This window comes from Sinomonas atrocyanea (assembly GCF_030812675.1).
GTDB classification, from domain to species: domain Bacteria; phylum Actinomycetota; class Actinomycetes; order Actinomycetales; family Micrococcaceae; genus Sinomonas; species Sinomonas atrocyanea_B.
On sequence record NZ_JAUSTE010000001.1, the window covers coordinates 335,710 to 354,689 of the forward strand.

Consider the following 18,980-nt stretch of genomic DNA (forward strand, 5'->3'; position numbering starts at 1 on the left):
CGGCCCAGACGCCGCCGAGGCAGCGCAGGGCGCCGCCGAGGGGCGTCAGCCCACGCGGTCCAGCGCGCACGCGGTGTCGATGGTGGCCTGGCCGAGGACGCGGGTGCCCTGGTACAGGACCACCGTCTGCCCGGGTGCCACCCCGCGGAGGGGTGCGTCGAGGGTGACCTGGAGGACCGGGCCCGGCATGCCGTCGGCCGCCTCCCCGGCCGCATCGGCCGGTTCGAGCCGGGCGCGGGCCGGCACCGGATCGCCGTGCGCCCGGACCTGGGCCTCGCAGACGAACTCCTCGCCGGCCTCGGCGCCGGCCGGCGGCAGGCCCGCCCACGAGAGGCGGATCCCGCGGATCCGCTCGACCGCGAGGAGCTTCTCGGGCCCCACCACGACCGTGGCGTCCTTGGGCCGGATCTCGAGGACGAAGCGCGGCTTCCCGTCCGGTGCCGGGCGGCCCAGCCGCAGTCCCCGGCGCTGCCCCACGGTGAAGGCGTTCGCACCGGTGTGCTCGCCGACCTTGGCGCCAGTCTCGTCGACGATGTCGCCGGGCTCCATCTCGATCTGCTCCGCGAGCCAGCCGCGCGTGTCGCCGTCGGAGATGAAGCAGATGTCGTGGCTGTCCGGCTTCTTCGCGACGGAGAGGCCGCGCCGGGCCGCCTCCTCGCGGACCTCGGCCTTGCTCGGGGTGTCCGCGAGCGGGAAGAGGCAGTGCTCCAGCTGCTCGGCGGTGAGGACCCCGAGCACGTAGGACTGGTCCTTGGCCCAGTCGGCGGCCCGATGCAGCTCCGGGCTGCCGTCCGCGGTCCGGACGACCTTGGCGTAGTGGCCCGTGCAGACGGCGTCGAAGCCGAGGGCCAGGGCCTTCTCGAGCAGGGCGGCGAACTTGATCCGCTCGTTGCAGCGCATGCAGGGATTCGGGGTGCGGCCCGCGGCGTACTCGGCCACGAAGTCGTCCACGACGTCTGCCTTGAACCGCTCGGAGAAGTCCCAGACGTAGAACGGGATGCCGAGCCTGTCGCAGGCCCGCCACGCGTCGTTGGAGTCCTCGATCGTGCAGCAGCCGCGGGAGCCGGTGCGCAGGGTCCCCGGCATGCGGTTGAGGGCCAGATGGACCCCGACGACGTCGTGCCCCGCCTCGACGGCGCGGGCGGCGGCGACGGCCGAATCCACTCCCCCGCTCATGGCTGCCAGAACTCGCACCGGTCTATTCTAGCGTCGGGGGCGGCCCGGCCGCCCCGATCCTCGGCGGCAGGGAGGGCACATGGAGCATCCGATCGTCATCGCCGGCGGGGGCCTCGCGGCGGGGAGCGCGGCGAAGACGCTGCGCCAGGAAGGCTACGGCGGCCCCGTGCGGATTGTGGCCGGGGAGCGGCGCGCCCCCTACCTGCGTCCCCCGCTGTCGAAGGAGTTCCTCAAGGGCAGCGGGACCGAGGCAGAGCTCGAGGTCAATCCGCGGCAGTGGTACGACGAGAACGACGTCGAGCTGCTGCTGGGTGAACGGGCCGTCCAGATCATCCCGGCAGCCCGCATGGTCCGGCTCGAGAGCGACGCCCTCCTGCCGTATTCGAAGCTGCTCATCGCCACCGGCGCCCAGCCGCGCCGGCTCGACGTCCCGGGGGCTGAGCTCGAGGGCGTCCACAGCCTGCGCCGGTTCGAGGACTCGCTCGCGCTGCGCAGCGCCCTCTCCGGCGGGGACCGGCGCGTGGCCGTGGTCGGCACGGGGTGGATCGGCCTCGAGGTCGCGGCGGCGGCGCGGGAGTACGGGAACGAGGTCACCGTGCTGGGCCGCCACACCACCGTGCTCCGGCAGCTCGAGCCGGCCCTCGGGGACGTGTTCCGGCGTGCCCTCGAGGCCGAGGGCGTGGCCTTCCGGCTCGGCTGCCATCCGGTGGAGTTCATCCGCTCCCCCCACGGCGAGGGGGTGGCCGCGGTGGTGCTGAACACCGGCGAGCGGATCGCGGCGGAGACAGTGGTGGTGGCCGTCGGCGTGGAGCCGGAAACCCATTTGGCCGAGGAGGCCCGCATCCCGGTGCGCAACGGCATCCTCACCGACGCGTCGCTGCGCACCCGAACACCGGACGTCTACGCCGCGGGCGACGTGGCGAGCTCGCTCCAGCCGTTCACGGGCGAGCATGTGCGCAGCGAGCACTGGTCCAATGCGCTCAACGGCGGGAAGGTCGCGGCGCGGGCGATGCTGGGCCAGGAGGCCGCGCTGGACCTCGCCCCGTACTTCTACACGGACCAGGCGGGGCTCAGCATGGAGTACTCGGGCTACTGGCAGCTCGTGCACGGCGCCCAGCTTGTGCTGCGGGGCTCGATCGCGACCGCGGAGGCGGCCAAGGAGGGCTTCGTGGCCCTGTGGGTGCGCGACGGGGCCCTCGTGGGCGGGATGAACGTCAACGTCCCGCGGCAGCAGAAGGCCATCAAGGCCCTCATCGCCTCGCGGGCCCGCCTCGATCCGCGCCGCCTCGCGGACCCGTCCGTCCCGCTCGCCGAACTCGCCGCGACCTAGCCCCCTTCGCTCTGGGGGTCACCTCCTGGGGGTCACCTCCTGGGAGTCGCCTCTTGCGGGTCGGACGAATCCGACCGGCTTTCTGCCGCCCGGTCCGGCGTGTCGGCTCTGCTGACGGCGTGTCGGCCCGCGGGGGCCTGAAGGCAGGGCAGTTCCGGCCCCCGAGGGCGATCGTTGCCGGCGGTGGCGGGCCAGCGGACGGTGGGGAACGCGCACGACGCCGCCACTCGCCGTCGGCCGCCCGGCTCGCCACGGCGAGCGCTCGCCGGAGGTGACCCCCAGAAGATGACCCCCAGAAGATGACCCCCAGAGGATGACCTTCAGGAGGTGACCCCCAGAAGGTGGTTTTCAGGAGGTGACTCCCAGAAGGAGGGTCAGCGGCGGGCGCGGGTGCTTGCCGTCTCGATGCGGCTCTCGTGCCCGGCCATGCCCGCGGCCCGGGCCTGCTCCACGGCGGGACCGATGGCCTTGAGGAGGGCGTCGACATCGGCCTCTGTCGAGTTCCAGCCGAGGCTGAACCGCTGCGATCCGCGGGCCTCCTCCTCCGGGCGCCCCATGGCGAGCAGGACGTGGGAGGGCCGCGGGACCCCGGCCGTGCAGGCAGAGCCCGTGGACGTGGCGATCCCCGCCATGTCGAGCAGGAACAGCAGCGAGTCGCCCTCGCACCCGGGGAAGGTCAGGTGCGCGATTCCGGGGAGCCTCGTGCGGAGGCCGTCTCCGTCGGGGCGGCTCCCGGTCGGGGGCCCGCTCACGACGGCGCCGGGCACCTCGCGCGCGATTCCCGCCAGCAGCCTGTCGCGCAGCCCCGCGAGGCGGCGGGCCTCCTCGGGGAGGCGGGCGACGGCCTCGTGCGCGGCAACCGCGAATGCGGCGGCGCCGGCGGCGTCAAGCGTGCCCGAGCGGAGGCCGCGCTGCTGGCCGCCGCCGTGCAGGAGCGGCGTGGGAGCGGCGTCACGGCGGACCGCGAGCGCTCCGATCCCCACGGGGGCGCCGAGCTTGTGGCCGCTCACCGCGACGGTGGCCAGCCCGGAGGCAGCGAAGTCCACGGGCAGGTGCCCGAACGCCTGGACGGCGTCGGAGTGGACGGGCACGCCGTGGGCCGCGGCGAGGCGGGCGGCCTCCTGGACCGGCTGGACGGTGCCCACCTCGTTGTTGGCCCACATGAGCGCCACGAGCGCCACGGACCCGGGATCCCTCTCGAGCTCGGTGCGGAGCGCGTCGAGGCTCGTGACGCCGTCCCGGTCGCACGGCAGCCACACGGCCTCCGCGCCCTCATGCGCCTCGAGCCATTCGACGGTGTCCGCCACGGCGTGGTGCTCCACGCTCGAACACAGGATCCGCCGACGCCGCGGGTCCTCGGCGCGCCGGGCCCAGTACAGGCCCTTGAGCGCGAGGTTGTCCGACTCGGTCCCTCCGGAGGTGAAGACGATCTCGGTCGGGTGGGCCCCGAGGGAGCCGGCCAGCGACTCGCGGGCGTCCTCGAGCACGCGGCGGGCGGCCTGCCCCACGGCGTGGAGGGAGGATGGGTTGCCGCCGCGGGCGATCTGGCCCGTGTAGGCCGCCAGCGCTGCGGGAGTCACGGGCGTGGTGGCCGCGTGGTCGAGGTAGACAGGCACCTCTCCACTGTAGGCGCCGCCTGCGCGGTGCGCCGCCTGAGCAGGGGCCTTCCCACGCCAGCCGGCGCCGGGCGTCAGCGCGGCGTCATGGGGTGCGGGGGACGATCCGGGCGCAGCACGCGTGCCCGCCCGCTCCGGGCTCTGCCGGCTCGACCGCCTCGACCGAGTGGTCGGCGTCCCCGCACCCGTCGAGCGCACCGGAGAGCAGCGCGCCATTGAGGCTGCACACCACGTCGCGGTGGCCGCGGGAGAGCCGGTGGAAGGGGCAGTTGCCCAGCTCGATGGATCCCGCAGCGCCCGGAACGGGGTCGTAGCCCGTGGCATCGAGGACGGCACCGATGCTGCCGTGCTCGGCCCCGAGCGCCTCCCCTGCCTCCCGCCCCACGGCCGCGAGCGCCTGGGCCATCGGGGTGCCGGCGGCCATCGACCTCTCGGCCGCCGCGGCGAGGAGGTCACCGGCCAGCTCGTACGAGCGCTCGGGCACCGCGGCGACGATCTCGGTGAGGGTCGCCACGTAGAACTTGGAGGGACGTCCGGACCCGGGGCCGCGGCGCTCGGACGGCTTGGCGAACGTGGCGGACAGGACGCCGTCGTCCACGAGCCGGTCCAGGTGCGCCGCCGCCGCCGCGCGGGAGAGGCCCAGGGCGTCGGCGGCCTCGTCCCGGCCCACGGGGCGGCCCGCACCGCGCACGTAGAGGTAGAGCGCACGACGCCGGTCCTCGCCGAGCGCTGCCAGGGCGCCGAGCCGCTGGCGCCACGTGGGTCCTGCCATACGGCCATCCTACATCCAAAAAGGAGATCCATTGTTTTAGAACGCGCCCGGTTCTAAAATTCGAATCACCATTTATAACGAAGGAGAAGGCCATGTCAGCCACCTCAGCCCCGCACCACGGCCACCTGCGCGGATTCGGCAGCAGGAGCCGCGTGCGATCGCTCGCCCGCGCGGACCAGGCGTACCTCATGCTCCGCACCCTCTACGTCGTCGCCCCGATCCTGTTCGGGCTCGACAAGTTCTTCAACGTCCTCACCTACTGGCCGGGCTATCTCGCCCCGGCCGCCACCGCGATCGTCCCCCTCAGCGCCCAGACCTTCATGCACATCGTGGGCGTGGTCGAGATCGTCGCGGGCCTGCTCGTGGCCTGGTCCCCGCGCTGGGGTTCGCTGGTCGTCGCCCTCTGGCTCGCCGGCATCATCGTCAACCTCCTCCTGCTCGGGCACGGCTTCGACGTGGCCCTGCGGGACTTCGGACTGCTCGTCGGGGCGCTGGCCCTCAGCCGGCTCGCCCGCCGGGCCTGACCGCCGGGTCCGCCGTCGGGGCCGCGAGGACAGCCAGTGCCCGTGGGACCACACTGATGTCCACGGCCCCGGCGGCGACCCGCTCCCCGTCCGCGTACACCACCATCCCCGGCGCGCCCAGCCGCACGTTCCGCACCGTGCTCAGCTCGACCGCCGGGTGCCCCACGTGTGCTCCCCGGAAGACCTTCGGAAAGACCTCGAGGAAGGCGGGCACGGACAGGGGACCGACCACCAGGAGGTCGAGCGCGCCGTCGTCCGCCCGGGCCGCCGGGGCCACGAGCATCCCGCCGCCGAGCGAGGGCCCGTTGGCCACCGAGACGAGCATGGCCCGCCGGCTGCCGGCCGCGCCGTCGGCGGCCAGCTCGAACAGGATGGGCCGGAACGAGACGAGTTCGCGCAGCACGGCAAGGACGTACCTGGCCCGGCCGCGCGGCCAGCGCCAGGCATTGGCGCGCTCGTTGACCCGCGCGTCGAAGCCCGCCGAGGCCACCGCGACATAGTGCCGCTGGCCGCCCGGCCACTCGATGCGCCCGAGGTCGAGGTGGCGCGGGCCCGCCTCGAGGGCCGCGAGCAGCGCCTCGACGGCGCCTGCCACCGAGTCGAGCGGCACTCCCAGCAGGCGCGCGACGTCGTTCCCGGTCCCCGCCGGGACCACCCCGAGGGGCACACCCGTGCCCGCGAGCACATTCGCGACGAGGTTGACCACACCGTCGCCGCCCACCGCAACTACCGCGTCGGAGTCCGGCAGCGCCTCCGCGACGGCCGCCGCGAGCTCGGAGGCGCTCCCCCGGCGCAGTTCGGTCACCGCCACCCCGCGGGAGCGCAGGGCGGCCGCCGCCTCGCGGCCGCGGCGGTCCCCCAGCCCGGCGTGCGCCGCCGGGTTCACGGCGAGGGTGATCCTGGCGGGAGAGTCCTCGGGGAGGGGCATGTGCGCGATTATCGCAGGGCTCCCGGCGCGGGCCGGGACGGCGTGCGCAGCCCGCGCCCCTACGATGGACCCATGCCCGCGCACGTGCCGTCCCACTACGAGGTACTCGGCGTGCCGGTCACCGCGGGCGAAGCCGAGATCCGGCGCGCCTACCGCCGCGCCGCGCGCGCCCACCACCCCGACCACGGCGGCGACGTCGGCGAGTTCCGCCGGGTCACCCTCGCCTTCGAGGTCCTCTCGGACCCCCGCGCCCGCGAGGCCTACGACCGCAGCTACTTCACGTCCTCGCCCCAGCGCGAGGCCGGCCGCGCAGCGGCAGGTGCCGGCACGGCGTCGTCCGCCCCGGCCGGGTCCCCTGCCAGCGGCTTCACTGCGCGGCCCGCGCCGAGGACGTCGGGCCAGCGCAACCCCGCCGCCGAGCCGGCGGTCTACGTCCCGCCGTTCGAGCCGGGCACGGCACCGCTCCTTCCGGCGGCGGTCGCCGCGCGGCCGGAGCACGGCGCGCCGCGCCGGCGCGGCCTGTTCGGCGCTGAGGCGCGGATCCAGCGCGAGGAGCGCACGGCGGCCCTCATCCGCCGCCGCATGCTGGGAACGATCCCCTCGGCACGGCTGCTCAACGGGCTGCGCTCCCCCCGGGACGCCTCCCACGTGGCGCACGCCGTCCTCGCCGGCTACCGGCTCGCCCTCGTCGACTCGATGCTCGTGCCGCGGGGGAACTACGCATGGGACGGCGCGCACCTGGTCCACGGCGCCAGGGCCGTCGCCCCGCCGCGGCTCGCCGAGCAGGTGCGCGACTTCCAGGAGGTGTTCGGCGAGCTCAACGTCCAGGGCTTCATCCTCGTCCAGACCCCCGACGAGAACCCCCACGAGCCCGTCATCGACGTCCGCCGCGGCGCCGGCGGGCTCGTCGAGCCGCTGAATGCCTCCAAGTTCGTCCGCGAGCTCACGTTCTTCCTCTCATCCGGCCCGCAGCCCAACGTGGTCCTCGTCCCGGCCCTCGCCCGGCTGCTCACGGGCCTGCACTGACCGTCCCTGGACGGGCCGCGCCCCGGGCGCGCCTAGGATGGAGGGCGTGTTCCGCATCCTCTTCTACACCCCCGAGATCCCGGGCAACACCGGCAACGCCATCCGGCTCTCCGCCGTGACCGGCTCGCACCTGCACCTCGTCGAGCCGCTCGGGTTCAACTTCGAGGACGCGAACCTGCGCCGCGCGGGCCTCGACTACCACGACCTCGCCCACGTCACCGTCCATGCGACGCTCGAGGACGCGTTCGCGGCGGTGCTGCCCGCGCGGGTCTTCGCGTTCACCTCGCACGGGGACACCCCATTCGCGGACGTGGCCTACGCTCCGGGCGACGTGCTCTTCTTCGGCCCCGAGTCCGTGGGCCTGCCCCAGGAGGTGCTCGACGATCCCCGGGTGACGGCCCGCGTCCGGCTGCCGATGCTCCCGTCGCGGCGCTCGCTCAACCTCGCCAACTCCGCGTCGATCGCCGTCTACGAGGCGTGGCGGCAGAACGGGTTCGCGGGCGCCCAGCTCTGAGCCTCAGAAGCCCGCGATCGTCTCCGGGTTGTTGACGGAGACCACGTGGAACTCCTCGGCCGACGCGCCCGCGGGCAGGCCGGCCTCGAGCGCCGACGCGCGCATGCGCGAGCGGACCGACTCCTCCATCGCCGCCACGTCGGGATGCTGGCTGATGTGGATCTGGAGGGCGGCGATCTTCGTGTCCACGAAGCCGCTCACGTCCGTGCAGTGGTTGGTGCGCTCCGCGGGCCCCGCGTACAGCCACAGCCAGGGCAGCCGGTAGGCGTCAAGTCCCGCCTCGGCGAGCTCGGGGTACGCGTAGGGGTTCTCGAGCGCCGGGTACACCGCGCGCGTGACCGCCTCGCCGCACGCCAGGTGGTCCGGGTGGGACTTCTGGATCCGGTCCCAGTTCCGCTCGGGATGCATCGCGAGCACGACGTCGGGGCGCACCCGCCGCACGAGCTCGACGACGTCCCGCATCACCTCGTGCGTGGGCTCGAGGTAGCCGTCCCGGTAGCCGAGGAAGTGCACGTCGGTGACGCCGACGAGGGCGGCCGCGCCGCGCTGCTCCTCGTGGCGCATCGCCACGATGCCCGCGCGGTGCTCGGGCTCGAAGCCGCCCGCGTCGCCGTCGGTCATGATGCAGTAGTGCACCTCGACCCCCGCCGCCGTCCAGGCCGCGACGGTGCCGGAGACGCCGAAGTCGAGGTCGTCCGGGTGGGCGCCGAACGCGACGACCCGGCGCACCCGGTGGCGCGACGGGTCGAACGGCCCCGCCTTCCCTGCGCCGCCGCGCGCGGCCCCGGTCGTCTCGACAGGGGCCATCAGCCGCGGCGCCGCTTGATCTCGGCGGTCGCCTGCGGCAGCACCTCGAACAGGTCGCCGACCACGCCGAAGTCGGCGATCTCGAAGACGGGCGACTCGGGGTCGGAGTTGACGGCCACGATGACCTTGGCGGTCTGCATGCCCGCCTTCTGCTGCACGGCCCCGGAGATGCCTGCGGAGATGTACAGCTGCGGCGAGACGGTCTTGCCCGTCTGGCCGACCTGCAGGTCGTGGCTCACCCACCCTGCGTCGGCGGCGGCACGCGAGGCGCCGACCGCGCCGCCGAGGGCGTCGGCCAGCTCCTCCACGGGCCCGAAGTCGCCGTCGGTCCCGCGGCCGCCGGCCACGACGACGCGGGCCTCGGTGAGGTCCGGGCGGCCCGAGCTGGCCTTCGCGGCCCGGGCCGTGACGCGCGCGGAGCGCGCGAGCGCGTCCGCGGGCACGGCCACCGGGGTGACGGCGGCCTCACCGGGGGACGGCGTGCCGGGGGCCCCGAGGTCGAGGTTGGCCTTGAGCGTCAGGACCGAGACGGGGCTGGTGGCCCGGGCGCGGTCCTCGTAGGAGCCCGCGAGGACGGACTTGTGGGCCGTGCCGTCGGGCTCGAGGCCCACGACGTCGGTGATCACGCCGGCGCCGAGCCGGACGCCCAGCCGGGCCGCGGTCTCCCGGCCGGCCGGCGAGTTGTCGAGCAGCACGGTGCCCACCGGCCGGCCCTGCGCCTCCGAGGCCGAGACGACCTCGGAGAGCCACGCGGCGGTGGGCCCGACGAGGTACCCGGACAGGTCGGCCCCCTCGGGGACGTACGCGGCGGCCGCACCGTTCTCGCGCAGCTCGGCGAGGAGGGCCTCCCCGGCGGCGGCGGTCGCGGCCACGGACACCGTGCCGAGGAGGCGCCCGGCGGAGAGGAGCTCGAGCTGGGACTTCTTCAGGGACTCCCCGACGCCGTCGAGGACCACCAGGACATTCGATTCAGTCATGTGCGTTCTCCCTCAGATGAGCTTCTGCGCGGCCAGGAAGTCGACGAGCTTGACGCCCGCGTCGCCCTCGTCCGTGATGATCGTGCCGGCGGCGCGCGGCGGGCGCGGCTGGGCCGACTCCACGGCGGTGAGGGACCCCGCGGCGCCGACCTGGCCGGCGTCGAGCCCGACCTCGGCGAGCGAGAGCGTGGCGATCTTCTTCTTCTTGGCCGCGAGGATCCCCTTGAAGTTGGGGTAGCGCGGCTCGTTGGCCTGGTCGGTGACGGAGACGAGGGCTGGCAGCTCGGCCTCGACGGTCTCAGTCACGCCGTCGCCGTCGCGCTGGATCGTCACGGTGCTCCCCGAGACCTCGAGCGAGGACGCGAAGGTCAGCTGGGGCAGGCCCAGGCGCTCGGCGAGCTGGGCGGGCACGAGGGACGTCTCGCCGTCGGTCGAGGCCATGCCCGTGATGACGAGGTCCACGTCACCGAGGGTGCGGACCGCGGCAGCCAGGGCGAGGGAGGTGGCCCACGCGTCCGAGCCCGCGAGCGCCTCGTCGCTGAGGTGCACCCCCGAGCTGGCGCCGATCTGCAGGGCCTTCTTGAGCGCGTTGGCGGCATCCGGGCCGCCCATGGTCAGCGCGACAACCTCGTTGCCGCCCTTGTCGCCGCCGCGGGCGTCCGTGAGCTGCAGCGCGGCCTCGAGGGCGTACTCGTCCAGCTCGGAGAGGATGCTCTCGGAGCGGTCGAGGGTGCGCCCAGGGCCGATGTGACGGTCGAATTGCGCATCAGGGACGTGCTTGACCAGCACGACGATCTTGAGGGTGTCTCCCACGGTCCAAGGCCTTCCATGCTCGCGTACGTGCCGCGGGCGGGGACCGTCCGCGGCAGGTGCGCCCGGAGCGCCCGCGGGCGCGAGCGCGCCGCGCGCGGCGTGCATGCCGGGCACGCCCTAGCTAATCACACGCGCCGCCGAATCCGCTGCCCCCGCCCGGGTCTGTGTCCCCCCGCAGCCGGGGGAACCGTCCTCCCCCGACGGCCGACGGCGCGTCCCGGCTCAGTGCCGGGACGCGCCGTCGTGGGGGTTCGGGAAAGGGACGCCGGGGATGGAGCTACTGGGCCGCGCCCACCGTGACGTCGAGGTCCTGGGACTGGCCGTTGCGGAGGACCGTCACCTTTGCGGTCGAACCGGGCGCCTGCTCGTGGACCGCCGCCGTGAGCTCCGAGGCGTCGCCGATGGCGCGGCCGGCGAACTTCGTGATCACGTCGCCCTGGTGGATGCCCGCCTTGTCGGCCGCGGAGCCGGAGGTCACCGACACCACCTGCGCCCCGGTCGAGAAGGCCGAGCTGGTGCCGCTGGCGGACTGGGACTGGACCGAGACGCCGAGCTGGCCGTGGGTCGCCTTGCCGTTGGCGATCAGCTCATTGGCGATGCGGTGCGCGTAGTTCGCCGGGATGCTGAAGCCGACCCCGATGTTGCCCGACTCCGAGCCGGACCCGGAGCTCGACCCCGTGGAAGCGATCGCCACGTTGATGCCGATCAGCTGGCCCTGGCTGTTGACGAGCGCGCCGCCGGAGTTGCCCGGGTTGATGGCCGCGTCGGTCTGGATGACGTTCAGGCTCACGGTGCTCTGGGGCGACTGGCGCTGGGTCTGGCCACCGCCGGGAGGTGCGAACTGGAAGCCCTGGCCGCCGTTGTCCTGCGAGTTGTCGCCGCCGTTGGGCGCGGCCGAGGACTGGACGGAGATCGTCCGGTTGAGGTTCGAGACGATGCCGTCGGTGACGGTGCTGTCGAGGCCCAGCGGGGCGCCGATGGCTACGGCGATGTCGCCGACGTTGAGCTTGCCCGAGTCGCCGAAGGTCACCGGGGTGAGGTTCGCGCCGTCGACCTTCACGACGGCGAGGTCGCTGAGCGGATCCGTCCCGACCACCGAGGCCCTGTAGACCGAGCCGTTGTTCGCGCGGACCTCGATGGTGGGATTGGAGACCTGTCCGTCGAGGGTCACAACGTGCGTGTTCGTGAGGATGTGGCCCTGGTTGTCCAGCACCACGCCGGACCCGGTGCCCGAGGAGTTGCCCGAGGAGACGCCGATGGTCACGACGCTCGGGGACGCCTTCGCGGCAGCGGCGGTCACCGCGTTCACGCTGTCCTGGTTGTTCACGATCACCGGGCTCGAGCCCTGCTGCTGGGACGCGGAGCTGGTGAGGCGCGGGGCCCAGAGGCCGGCCGTTCCGGCCGCGACTCCGCCGCCGACCAGGCCCGCCACGAGCATGCCGCCCACCAGCACTCCGGTCCCCCAGCGGGCCTTCTGCCCCTGACGCTGATTCGCGGGACGGAAGAACGAGTTCCCTGTGTTCCCGGGGTGGCCCTGCTGGCCGTACTGGGACTGGCCGTACTGGGACTGGCCGTAGGGGGCCGGCCCCTGCGGAGGCCCGTAGAGCGGCGCGCGCTGGCCGTACTGCGGTGCCTGCTGGCCGTACTGCGGCGACTGCTGGCCCTGCTGGCCGTACTGCGGCCCCTGCTGCGGTCCCTGCTGGCCGTACTGCGGCCCCTGCTGCGGCCCGCGCTGGCCGTACTGGGGTGCCTGCTGGCCGTACTGCGGCGCCTGCTGGCCCTGCTGGCCGTACGGGGGAATGGGCTGGGTCGGCTGATCCTGATGCTGCGGGCGCTGCTGCGACGGCTGCTGGGCCGTCGGGCCCTCCGCGGGCTGTCCGCCTCGCTCCGCCCCGGGACCGGCCGCCGGGGGCACTGCCGGCTGCTGCCCGGGAGCGCCGGCGGGCTCGCGGGGGTCGGGGGCTCCCGAACCGGACTGCGCCGGACGGGGATCGCTCTCGTTCATCACTGATGTCCTTTCCCTGAACTCCTTACCACTATGGTCCCCCAAGCTGTGCTGGACGCTTCTGTTCTCTGGAAGCTTGCTGGGAGGCCGCCGAAAGTCATCCGTTTCACTCCGGGCGCAACGCCGGGGCTCGAGGCCGCCCGTGCGGCCCACTGCGGGCGCCCCTAGAATCGAGGTACGTGAGACAGCCGCTGGCGGCGCGAGGTGCTGCGGGAGGCTGCCGGACCGGGGCCCGCGCCCCCGAATGTGGCGAAGGAACAGCGCATGCGCTCGACGGCGAAGACCCTCCTTGCTGGCCTCGTGGCGGCCTTCCTCCTGCTGGTTCCGGCCACGGCGCCGGCGTGGGCCACCGATCCGGTGACGATCCCGTCGGGCACGAACATCGTGGACCCCCAGGGTGCGCTCGGGCCACGGAAGGGCGAGGTCCAGAAGGCCATCTCCGACTTGCTCTCGCAGCACCGCGTGAACCTGTACGTGGTCATCGTGGACTCCTTCACGAACCCGAGCGACCGGACGGCCTGGGCCCAGGCGGTGGCGAAGAACACCGGCATGGGCGGCTCGGATGTGCTCCTGGCCATCGCCACATCCGGCCAGTACCAGCTTCTCGCCAACACCCAGAACGCCGCCGTGTACCCGAAGGTCTCGGCCATCGCCCAGAATGCCGTCACCCCGAACCTGGCCGGCGGCAAGAAGGACTACGCCCAGGCGGCCATCGACACCGCCAAGGCCACCGGGGACGCCGCCGGCGGAGGCAGTGGGATCGTCTCCTCCGGCGCGGCGGCCCCGTGGCTCGTCGGCGGCGGGGTGGTGCTCGTCGGGGCCGGTGCGGCCTATCTGGTCTCGCGCCGGCGCAAGCGCCCGTGGGCGCAGGCGCAGGGCCAGCAGGAGTCCGGCCGGGGCGAGCCCGATCCGCTGGCCTCGCTCAGTGTGGGCGAGCTGCGCACCCGGGCAGCCGGGCTCCTCGTCCGGGCGGACGACGCGGTCCGCTCGAGCGAACAGGAGCTCGGCTTCGCCGAGGCCTCCTACGGCACAGATGCCGTGGGCAACTTCACCCGGGCCCTCGCGGAGGCCAAGGCCCATCTGGCCGAGTCCTTCAAGCTCCAGCAGCAGCTCGACGACCATGTGCCCGACACGGAGGCGCAGCAGCGGCAGTGGCTCGGCGACATCATCCACCGCTCGGAGGCCGCCATCGCCTCGTTGGCGGAGCAGAAGGCGGACTTCGACGCCCTCCGCGAGCTCGAGCGGAACGCACCGGCGGCCCTCGAAGGGGTGGCCAGGGGGGCCGCCGAGGCCGAGGCGCGCCTCGCGGCCGAGAAGGAGACGCTCGCGAGGCTGCAGGGCGCCTATGCGGAGTCCGCGGTCAAGCACGTGGCCGACAACGTCACGCAGGCGCAGGAGCGCCTCGCCTTCGTCGAGAACGCGTCCGCCACGGCGCGGGAGAAGCTCGGCGCAGGGCAGACGAGCCCAGCGGCCGTTGCCGTACGGGCCGCGGAAGAGGCCCTCCACCAGGCGCGGGTCCTGCTCGAGGCGATCGGCAAGGCTGCCACGGCGCTCGATGATGCGCGGGCCAAGGTCGAGGCCGCCCTCGCGGACACCCGGGGCGACCTGGCCCAGGCGCGCGCCGTGGCCGGGCAGGGACAGCACCCCGAGCTCGCCGGTCCGATCGCCGCCGTCGGGGCCGCGCTCGACACGGCCGAGCGCGAGGCTGCGGCGGAGAAGCCGGACCCGCTCGCCCTCCTGCAGCGCATCGAGGCGGCCCACACGCAGCTCGACACGGCGCTCACGGGAGTCCGCGACCGGCAGCAGCAGGCGCAGCGGGCTGCGGCGGCACTCCAGCAGGCGATCCAGTCCGCCCAGGCACAGATCAGCGCCGCGGGCGACTACATCGCGGCGCGGCGAGGCGGGGTCGGCACGCAGGCACGGACGCGGCTCGCCGAGGCACAGCGCAATCTCGACTACGCCCTCTCGATCACGGCGAGCGATCCGACGACGGCCCTCGCGTATGCCCAGCAGGCCAGCCTGCTCGCCTCCCAGGCAGCCCAGATAGCCGAGCAGGACGTCGACCAGTTCTCCGGCTGGGGCGGCGGTCCTGGGGGTCGCCGTGACGGCGGCGGCATCGGGGGCGCGATCCTGGGGGGCATCATCATCAACTCGATCCTCAACGCCGGCCACCACGGCGGCGGTGGCTGGGGCGGCGGCGACTTCGGCGGCGGCTGGGGCGGCGGCGGAGGAGGTGGAGGATTCGGCGGCGGAGGCGACTTCGGCGGCGACGGCGGCAGCTTCTAGGCCGCACGGGGGAACGCAGATGCCTTCCACCCGTGACTTTCAACGAGACGAGAGGGAACACCATGGCAAAGCAGTCCATCTTCGGGCGCATCGCACAGCTGGCCAAGGCGAACATCAACGCGCTGCTGGACCAGGCGGAGGACCCGCAGAAGATGCTGGACCAGATGGTCCGGGACTACACGAACAACATTGCGGAGGCCGAGGCGGCCATCGCCCAGACTATCGGGAACCTCCGGATGCTCGAGGACGACCACGCCGAGGACATCAAGGCCGCTCAGGACTGGGGCAGCAAGGCGCTCGCCGCGTCCCGGAAGGCCGACGAGTTCCGCGCGGCCGGGAACACGGCCGACGCCCAGAAGTTCGACAACCTCGCCAAAGTCGCCATCCAGCGCCAGATGTCCTCGGAGAACGAGGCGAAGGCGGCAGAGCCGACCATCGCGACCCAGAACGAGGTGGTCGACCGCCTCAAGACCGGCCTCGACCAGATGAAGGGCAAGCTCAACGAGCTCACCGCCAAGCGCAACGAGCTCGTGGCCAGGGCCAAGACGGCGCAGGCCCAGACCCAGGTCAACGATGCGCTCAAGAGCATCGACATCATGGACCCGACGAGCGAGGTCTCGCGCTTCGAGGAGAAGGTCCGGCGTGAAGAGGCGAGGGTGCGCGGCCAGCAGGAGCTCGCAGCCTCTAGCCTCGACGCCCAGTTCAACCAGCTCGAGGACCTGGGCGAGCAGACGGAGATCGAGGCCCGCCTCGCCGCCCTCAAGCAGGGCGGTTCCCCCGCAGCCCTGGGGACCGGTGCAGGCCAGCCTGCCGCGGCACCCGCCGTCGAGGAGTCGGACTTCGACAAGCTCTGACGACTGGCGGCGCCGGGCGTACCGGCTTCGAGGACATGCAGAGAGGCCCCGGACCTGATGGTCCGGGGCCTCTCTTCGTGGTTGCGGGGGCAGGATTTGAACCTACGACCTCTGGGTTATGAGCCCAGCGAGCTACCGAACTGCTCCACCCCGCGGCGTGCCTTCAACTCTAGCAGTGGGGCGGACGGTGGCCAAATCCGGCCCGGGGCTGCCGCCCCGGGGGCCTACTTGCTCGGCGTCGGACTCGGCGCCGGGCTGGCCGTCGACGAGCCGGACGTCCCGCCCCCCGGCCCGGCGAGCCTGGCCTCTGCGTCCATGGCCCGCTGCACCGCCGCGCTCAGCTTCTGCTGCGCGTCGCCGTAGGCGGCGAAGTTGCCCGCGGCGAGCGCGGCCTGGCCGTCCTTGATGGCCTGGCTGGCGTCCTGCAGGGCTGCCTGGAGGTCTGCCTTGGCCGTCTGGGACGTCCCCGTCCCCCCGGAGGGCTGCGGGCTCGGGGTGGCGCCGGCCTGGCCGTTGTTGCCCGAATCGCCGGCCTTGGCGCCCGAGTTGCCGCCGAAGAGGTCGTCCAGCGCCTTGTCCAGTGTCGGCGCAAAGCCGATCTTGTCGCCGAAGGCCACGAGCACCCGCTGGAGGGTCGGGTACGAGGTCGAGCCGGTGGACTTCACGTACACGGGCTGGACGTAGAGCAGGCCGCCGCCCACGGGGAGGGTCAGGAGGTTGCCGTTGAGCACCTCGGAGGCGCCCTGGCGCAGGAGGTTCAGCGCCTGGGAAACGTTCGTATCCGAGTTGAAGGTGTTCTGCACCTGCCCGGGTCCGGGAACCGAGGTGTCGGTCGGCAGCTTGAGCAGCGTCAGCTTCCCGTAGTCGTTGCCCTTCACACCGGCCTTGCCTCCGGCATTCGAATCCGCGGCGAGGTAGCCGTACATGACTTCCCGCGAGGATCCGCCTTCGACGGTCTGCGGGATGAAGCTCGAGGTCAACTGGAAGGACGGCGTCTGCTGGCCGGGCATCTGCAGCGTCATGTAGTACGGCGGCTGCTTGACCCCGCCGGACTTCACGGTCGGATCGTTCGGCACGCTCCAGACGTCGTTGTTCTTGTAGAAGTCGCCCGGGTCGGTCACGTGGTAGCGGGTCAGGAGCTCGCGCTGGACCTTGAAGAGGTCCTCCGGGTAGCGCACGTGGCTGATGAGGCCGGCGGACATGTCGGAGATCGGCTTGACCGTGCTCGGGAAGACCTTCTGCCAGGCCTTGAGCATCGGGTCCTGGTTGTCCCAGGCGTACAGCGTCACCGAGCCGTCGTAGGCGTCCACGGTGGCCTTGACCGAGTTGCGGATGTAGTTCACCGTGGCCTGGGGCAGCTGGCTTGCCCGCCCCGCCGCCGTCTGGGAGTCGGCAGTGATCTGCTGGAGCTGCTGCTGCTGGGAGTAGGGGTAGTACTGGCTCGTCGTGTACCCGTCCACGATCCACTTCACGCGCCCGTCGATCACGGCCGGGTAGGCGTTCCCGTCGATGGTCAGGTACGGGGCGACCTTCTGGACGCGGTCGCGCGGGTTCCGGTCGTAGAGGATCTGGGAATCCTGGTTCACGCCGTCCGAGAAGAGCAGGTCGGTGCTCTGGAACTTCATGGCGTACATGAGCTTGTTGAAGACGTTGCCCACGTTCGGGCCGCCGTTGCCCGAGAACGTGTACTGCGTGTTCCCCGCGCTGCCCTGCGGCTTGTCCTGCTCCCGCGGCTGCGTGCCGGCCGGGCCGCCCACGATCGAGTAGTCGGGCGAGTACTCGCCGAAGTAGATGCGCGGCTGGTACGTCGAGTCATTCCCCAGCACCCCGGTCGAGGGGATGCTCGACTCCATGAACACCGGTTTGCCGTCCACGGTGGCCGTATTGCCGTAGGCCGCCACGACCCCGTAGCCATGCGTGTAGACGATGTGGTTGTTGTACCAGGACTGCTGGCTGGGCGAGAGGCCCTGCGAGTTGAGCTCGCGCACGGCGATCACGGTGTCCTGGGTCTTGCCGTTCACCGAGTAGCGGTCCACGTTGAGCGAGGGCGCGAACTGGTAGTACGGCCGGTACTGCTCGAGCTGCTGGAACGTCGGGGACACGAGGGTCGGATCGAGGAGACGGATGCTGGCGGTCGTCTGGGCGTCCTGGCGCAGCGCCCCGGGAGTCGCATCGGTCGTGGCCTTGTAGTCCTGCACCTGCACCTTGTCGAGGCCGTAGGCGGACCGCGTCGAGTTGATGTTCCGCTCGAGGTAGGGCGCCTCGGCGCTCTGCTCCGACGGGCGGACCTGGACCTGCTGGATCACCCAGGGGTACACGCCGCCGGCGAGGATGCCGGTGATCACGAGCATGGCGGTGCCGATGAGCGGCAGGCGCCACCGCCCGATGACCGCGGCGACGATGAACAGGACCGCGACGATGGCCGCGGCCACCGCGAGGATGGCCTTGGTCGGGATGACGGCGTTGACATCGGTGAAGAGCGCGCCGGAGACGCGGCCGGAGGAGTCGAAGACCGCGCTGTAGCGGTCGAGCCAGAAGTTGACCGCGATGAGCAGCAGCAGCGCCGCCCCGGAGATCGCGAGGTGCAGCTGCGCCGCACGGGCCATGTAGACGCCGCTCTCGCTGATGCGGATCGACCCGTAGAGGTAGTGGGTCAGGACGCCCGCGATCCCGGCGATCACGACGACGCCGAGGAGGAAGCCCACCACCGTGCCGAGGAAGGGCAGGGTCATCGTGTAGAAGCTGATGTCGAGGTGGAACTGGGGGTCCTGGACGCCGAACGGCACCTGGTTGAAGAAGAGCGCGGCCTTCTGCCACTGGCTTCCCGCGGCGGCCCCGGCAAAGAGGCCGAACACGATCGGCACCGCAGCCATGACGATGCGCCGGACGGGCTCGAGCTGCTCCTGGTACCGGGCCATCGTGTCGTGGCTCGAGGGGTCGGGGGCGTACACGGGGCGCGCCCGGTACGCGGCGCGCATCACGCCGTAGACCGCCCCGGCCATCACGAGCCCGGCGACGAGGAAGACAGCGGCCCGGATGGCGTTCTGCCGCAGGAAGACCTGCAGGTAGCCCAGCTGCTGGTACCACAGGACGTCCGTGTACACCCCGGAGAAGATGACGAACCCGATCGCGAGGACGACCACGATCACGATCGTCGGGATCAGGGCCCCCCGACGGCGGCGGAGTGCGGTCGGTCTGCCTTCGGGGCGGGATGTCACGGCGTACCTCGTTGCTCTGGGCTCGATTCGTCGGCGCTCGGCTCCGCGGACACGCATGCGGAGCACAGCGCTGCTCCTAGTCAAGCACGCGCGGCGCCTGGCCACAGTTCCCCGTGCCGCGCGGATCCGCGATA

The 18,980-nt window shown here is 72.7% G+C and carries 15 protein-coding genes and 1 tRNA gene; 6 read left to right on the top strand and 10 right to left on the bottom strand.

Features of this window, described 5'->3' with window-relative positions; genetic code table 11:
- Window positions 1-45: 45 nt before the first annotated feature.
- A complete protein-coding gene (gene mnmA, locus J2W20_RS01500) occupies window positions 46-1,194 on the bottom strand; it encodes a tRNA 2-thiouridine(34) synthase MnmA (RefSeq protein ID WP_307003962.1) in 1,149 nt (382 codons plus the stop codon).
- A gap of 61 nt (window positions 1,195-1,255) precedes the next feature.
- On the opposite strand from mnmA, the gene J2W20_RS01505 reads away from it, so the two are divergent.
- On the top strand, window positions 1,256-2,506 hold the full coding sequence (locus J2W20_RS01505) for an NAD(P)/FAD-dependent oxidoreductase (protein ID WP_307003963.1): 1,251 nt from the start codon (window positions 1,256-1,258) through the stop codon (window positions 2,504-2,506).
- Between the two features lie 374 nt (window positions 2,507-2,880).
- Here J2W20_RS01505 and J2W20_RS01510 read toward each other — a convergent pair whose 3' ends face one another.
- Both J2W20_RS01510 and J2W20_RS01515 read right to left on the bottom strand, forming a co-directional pair.
- On the bottom strand, window positions 2,881-4,122 hold the full coding sequence (locus J2W20_RS01510; protein ID WP_307003965.1) for a cysteine desulfurase family protein: 1,242 nt from the start codon (window positions 4,120-4,122) through the stop codon (window positions 2,881-2,883).
- A gap of 85 nt (window positions 4,123-4,207) precedes the next feature.
- On the bottom strand, window positions 4,208-4,894 hold the full coding sequence (locus tag J2W20_RS01515; protein ID WP_307003967.1) for a helix-turn-helix transcriptional regulator: 687 nt from the start codon (window positions 4,892-4,894) through the stop codon (window positions 4,208-4,210).
- A 92-nt stretch (window positions 4,895-4,986) separates the two neighbouring features.
- Here J2W20_RS01515 and J2W20_RS01520 point away from each other — a divergent pair, with 92 nt between their 5' ends.
- The gene (locus J2W20_RS01520; RefSeq protein WP_307003969.1) at window positions 4,987-5,418 is read left to right on the top strand and encodes a hypothetical protein; all 432 of its coding nucleotides are present in this window, start codon (window positions 4,987-4,989) and stop codon (window positions 5,416-5,418) included.
- On the opposite strand, the gene J2W20_RS01525 is transcribed toward J2W20_RS01520, so the two are convergent.
- Window positions 5,393-6,346 (bottom strand): diacylglycerol/lipid kinase family protein, encoded by a 954-nt coding sequence (locus J2W20_RS01525; RefSeq protein ID WP_307003970.1) that lies wholly within the window; start codon window positions 6,344-6,346, stop codon window positions 5,393-5,395. The two genes, J2W20_RS01520 and J2W20_RS01525, sit on opposite strands and share 26 nt — an antisense overlap.
- 72 nt (window positions 6,347-6,418) lie before the next feature.
- Between J2W20_RS01525 and J2W20_RS01530 the strand changes: the two genes are divergently transcribed.
- Together J2W20_RS01530 and J2W20_RS01535 are read left to right on the top strand one after the other, a co-directional pair.
- Complete coding sequence (locus tag J2W20_RS01530; RefSeq protein WP_307003971.1) at window positions 6,419-7,372, top strand: J domain-containing protein; 954 nt, start codon at window positions 6,419-6,421, stop codon at window positions 7,370-7,372.
- Window positions 7,373-7,418: 46 nt separating this feature from the next.
- Entirely contained in the window at window positions 7,419-7,886 is a 468-nt protein-coding gene (locus tag J2W20_RS01535; RefSeq protein ID WP_307003972.1) for a tRNA (cytidine(34)-2'-O)-methyltransferase, read from the top strand.
- Between the two features lie 3 nt (window positions 7,887-7,889).
- Here the strand turns inward: J2W20_RS01535 and J2W20_RS01540 are convergent, their stop codons facing one another.
- The 4 genes from J2W20_RS01540 to J2W20_RS01555 form a co-directional block, all read right to left on the bottom strand.
- Window positions 7,890-8,693: a PIG-L deacetylase family protein gene (locus J2W20_RS01540; protein WP_307003973.1), complete on the bottom strand. Its 804-nt coding sequence runs from the start codon at window positions 8,691-8,693 to the stop codon at window positions 7,890-7,892.
- Window positions 8,693-9,670, bottom strand: a complete 978-nt coding sequence (locus J2W20_RS01545) for an electron transfer flavoprotein subunit alpha/FixB family protein (protein ID WP_307003974.1) — start codon at window positions 9,668-9,670, stop codon at window positions 8,693-8,695. The genes J2W20_RS01540 and J2W20_RS01545 overlap by 1 nt, the downstream gene beginning before the upstream one ends.
- 12 nt (window positions 9,671-9,682) lie before the next feature.
- On the bottom strand, window positions 9,683-10,483 hold the full coding sequence (locus tag J2W20_RS01550) for an electron transfer flavoprotein subunit beta/FixA family protein (protein WP_307003975.1): 801 nt from the start codon (window positions 10,481-10,483) through the stop codon (window positions 9,683-9,685).
- Between the two features lie 277 nt (window positions 10,484-10,760).
- On the bottom strand, window positions 10,761-12,488 hold the full coding sequence (locus J2W20_RS01555) for a S1C family serine protease (protein WP_307003976.1): 1,728 nt from the start codon (window positions 12,486-12,488) through the stop codon (window positions 10,761-10,763).
- Between the two features lie 264 nt (window positions 12,489-12,752).
- On the opposite strand from J2W20_RS01555, the gene J2W20_RS01560 reads away from it, so the two are divergent.
- Together J2W20_RS01560 and J2W20_RS01565 are read left to right on the top strand one after the other, a co-directional pair.
- The gene (locus J2W20_RS01560) at window positions 12,753-14,774 is read left to right on the top strand and encodes a TPM domain-containing protein (RefSeq protein WP_307003977.1); all 2,022 of its coding nucleotides are present in this window, start codon (window positions 12,753-12,755) and stop codon (window positions 14,772-14,774) included.
- A gap of 62 nt (window positions 14,775-14,836) precedes the next feature.
- Window positions 14,837-15,628, top strand: a complete 792-nt coding sequence (locus J2W20_RS01565) for a PspA/IM30 family protein (protein WP_307003978.1) — start codon at window positions 14,837-14,839, stop codon at window positions 15,626-15,628.
- Between the two features lie 78 nt (window positions 15,629-15,706).
- Here J2W20_RS01565 and J2W20_RS01570 read toward each other — a convergent pair.
- Both J2W20_RS01570 and J2W20_RS01575 read right to left on the bottom strand, forming a co-directional pair.
- Window positions 15,707-15,783 (bottom strand) — tRNA-Met (locus J2W20_RS01570).
- Between the two features lie 69 nt (window positions 15,784-15,852).
- Complete coding sequence (locus tag J2W20_RS01575) at window positions 15,853-18,903, bottom strand: UPF0182 family membrane protein (RefSeq protein ID WP_373457953.1); 3,051 nt, start codon at window positions 18,901-18,903, stop codon at window positions 15,853-15,855.
- Window positions 18,904-18,980 lie beyond the last annotated feature (77 nt).

What these genes read in the sequence shown, in the direction of transcription:
- J2W20_RS01520 (WP_307003969.1), top strand. Translation starts at nt 4,987, where the DNA reads ATGTCAGCCACCTCAGCCCCGCACCACGGCCACCTGCGCGGATTCGGC.
- J2W20_RS01530 (WP_307003971.1), top strand. Translation starts at nt 6,419, where the DNA reads ATGCCCGCGCACGTGCCGTCCCACTACGAGGTACTCGGCGTGCCGGTC.
- J2W20_RS01525 (WP_307003970.1), bottom strand. Translation starts at nt 6,346, where the DNA reads ATGCCCCTCCCCGAGGACTCTCCCGCCAGGATCACCCTCGCCGTGAAC.
- J2W20_RS01555 (WP_307003976.1), bottom strand. Translation starts at nt 12,488, where the DNA reads ATGAACGAGAGCGATCCCCGTCCGGCGCAGTCCGGTTCGGGAGCCCCC.
- J2W20_RS01540 (WP_307003973.1), bottom strand. Translation starts at nt 8,693, where the DNA reads ATGGCCCCTGTCGAGACGACCGGGGCCGCGCGCGGCGGCGCAGGGAAG.
- J2W20_RS01515 (WP_307003967.1), bottom strand. Translation starts at nt 4,894, where the DNA reads ATGGCAGGACCCACGTGGCGCCAGCGGCTCGGCGCCCTGGCAGCGCTC.
- J2W20_RS01575 (WP_373457953.1), bottom strand. Translation starts at nt 18,903, where the DNA reads ATGCGTGTCCGCGGAGCCGAGCGCCGACGAATCGAGCCCAGAGCAACG.
- J2W20_RS01565 (WP_307003978.1), top strand. Translation starts at nt 14,837, where the DNA reads ATGGCAAAGCAGTCCATCTTCGGGCGCATCGCACAGCTGGCCAAGGCG.
- J2W20_RS01505 (WP_307003963.1), top strand. Translation starts at nt 1,256, where the DNA reads ATGGAGCATCCGATCGTCATCGCCGGCGGGGGCCTCGCGGCGGGGAGC.
- J2W20_RS01560 (WP_307003977.1), top strand. Translation starts at nt 12,753, where the DNA reads ATGCGCTCGACGGCGAAGACCCTCCTTGCTGGCCTCGTGGCGGCCTTC.
- J2W20_RS01545 (WP_307003974.1), bottom strand. Translation starts at nt 9,670, where the DNA reads ATGACTGAATCGAATGTCCTGGTGGTCCTCGACGGCGTCGGGGAGTCC.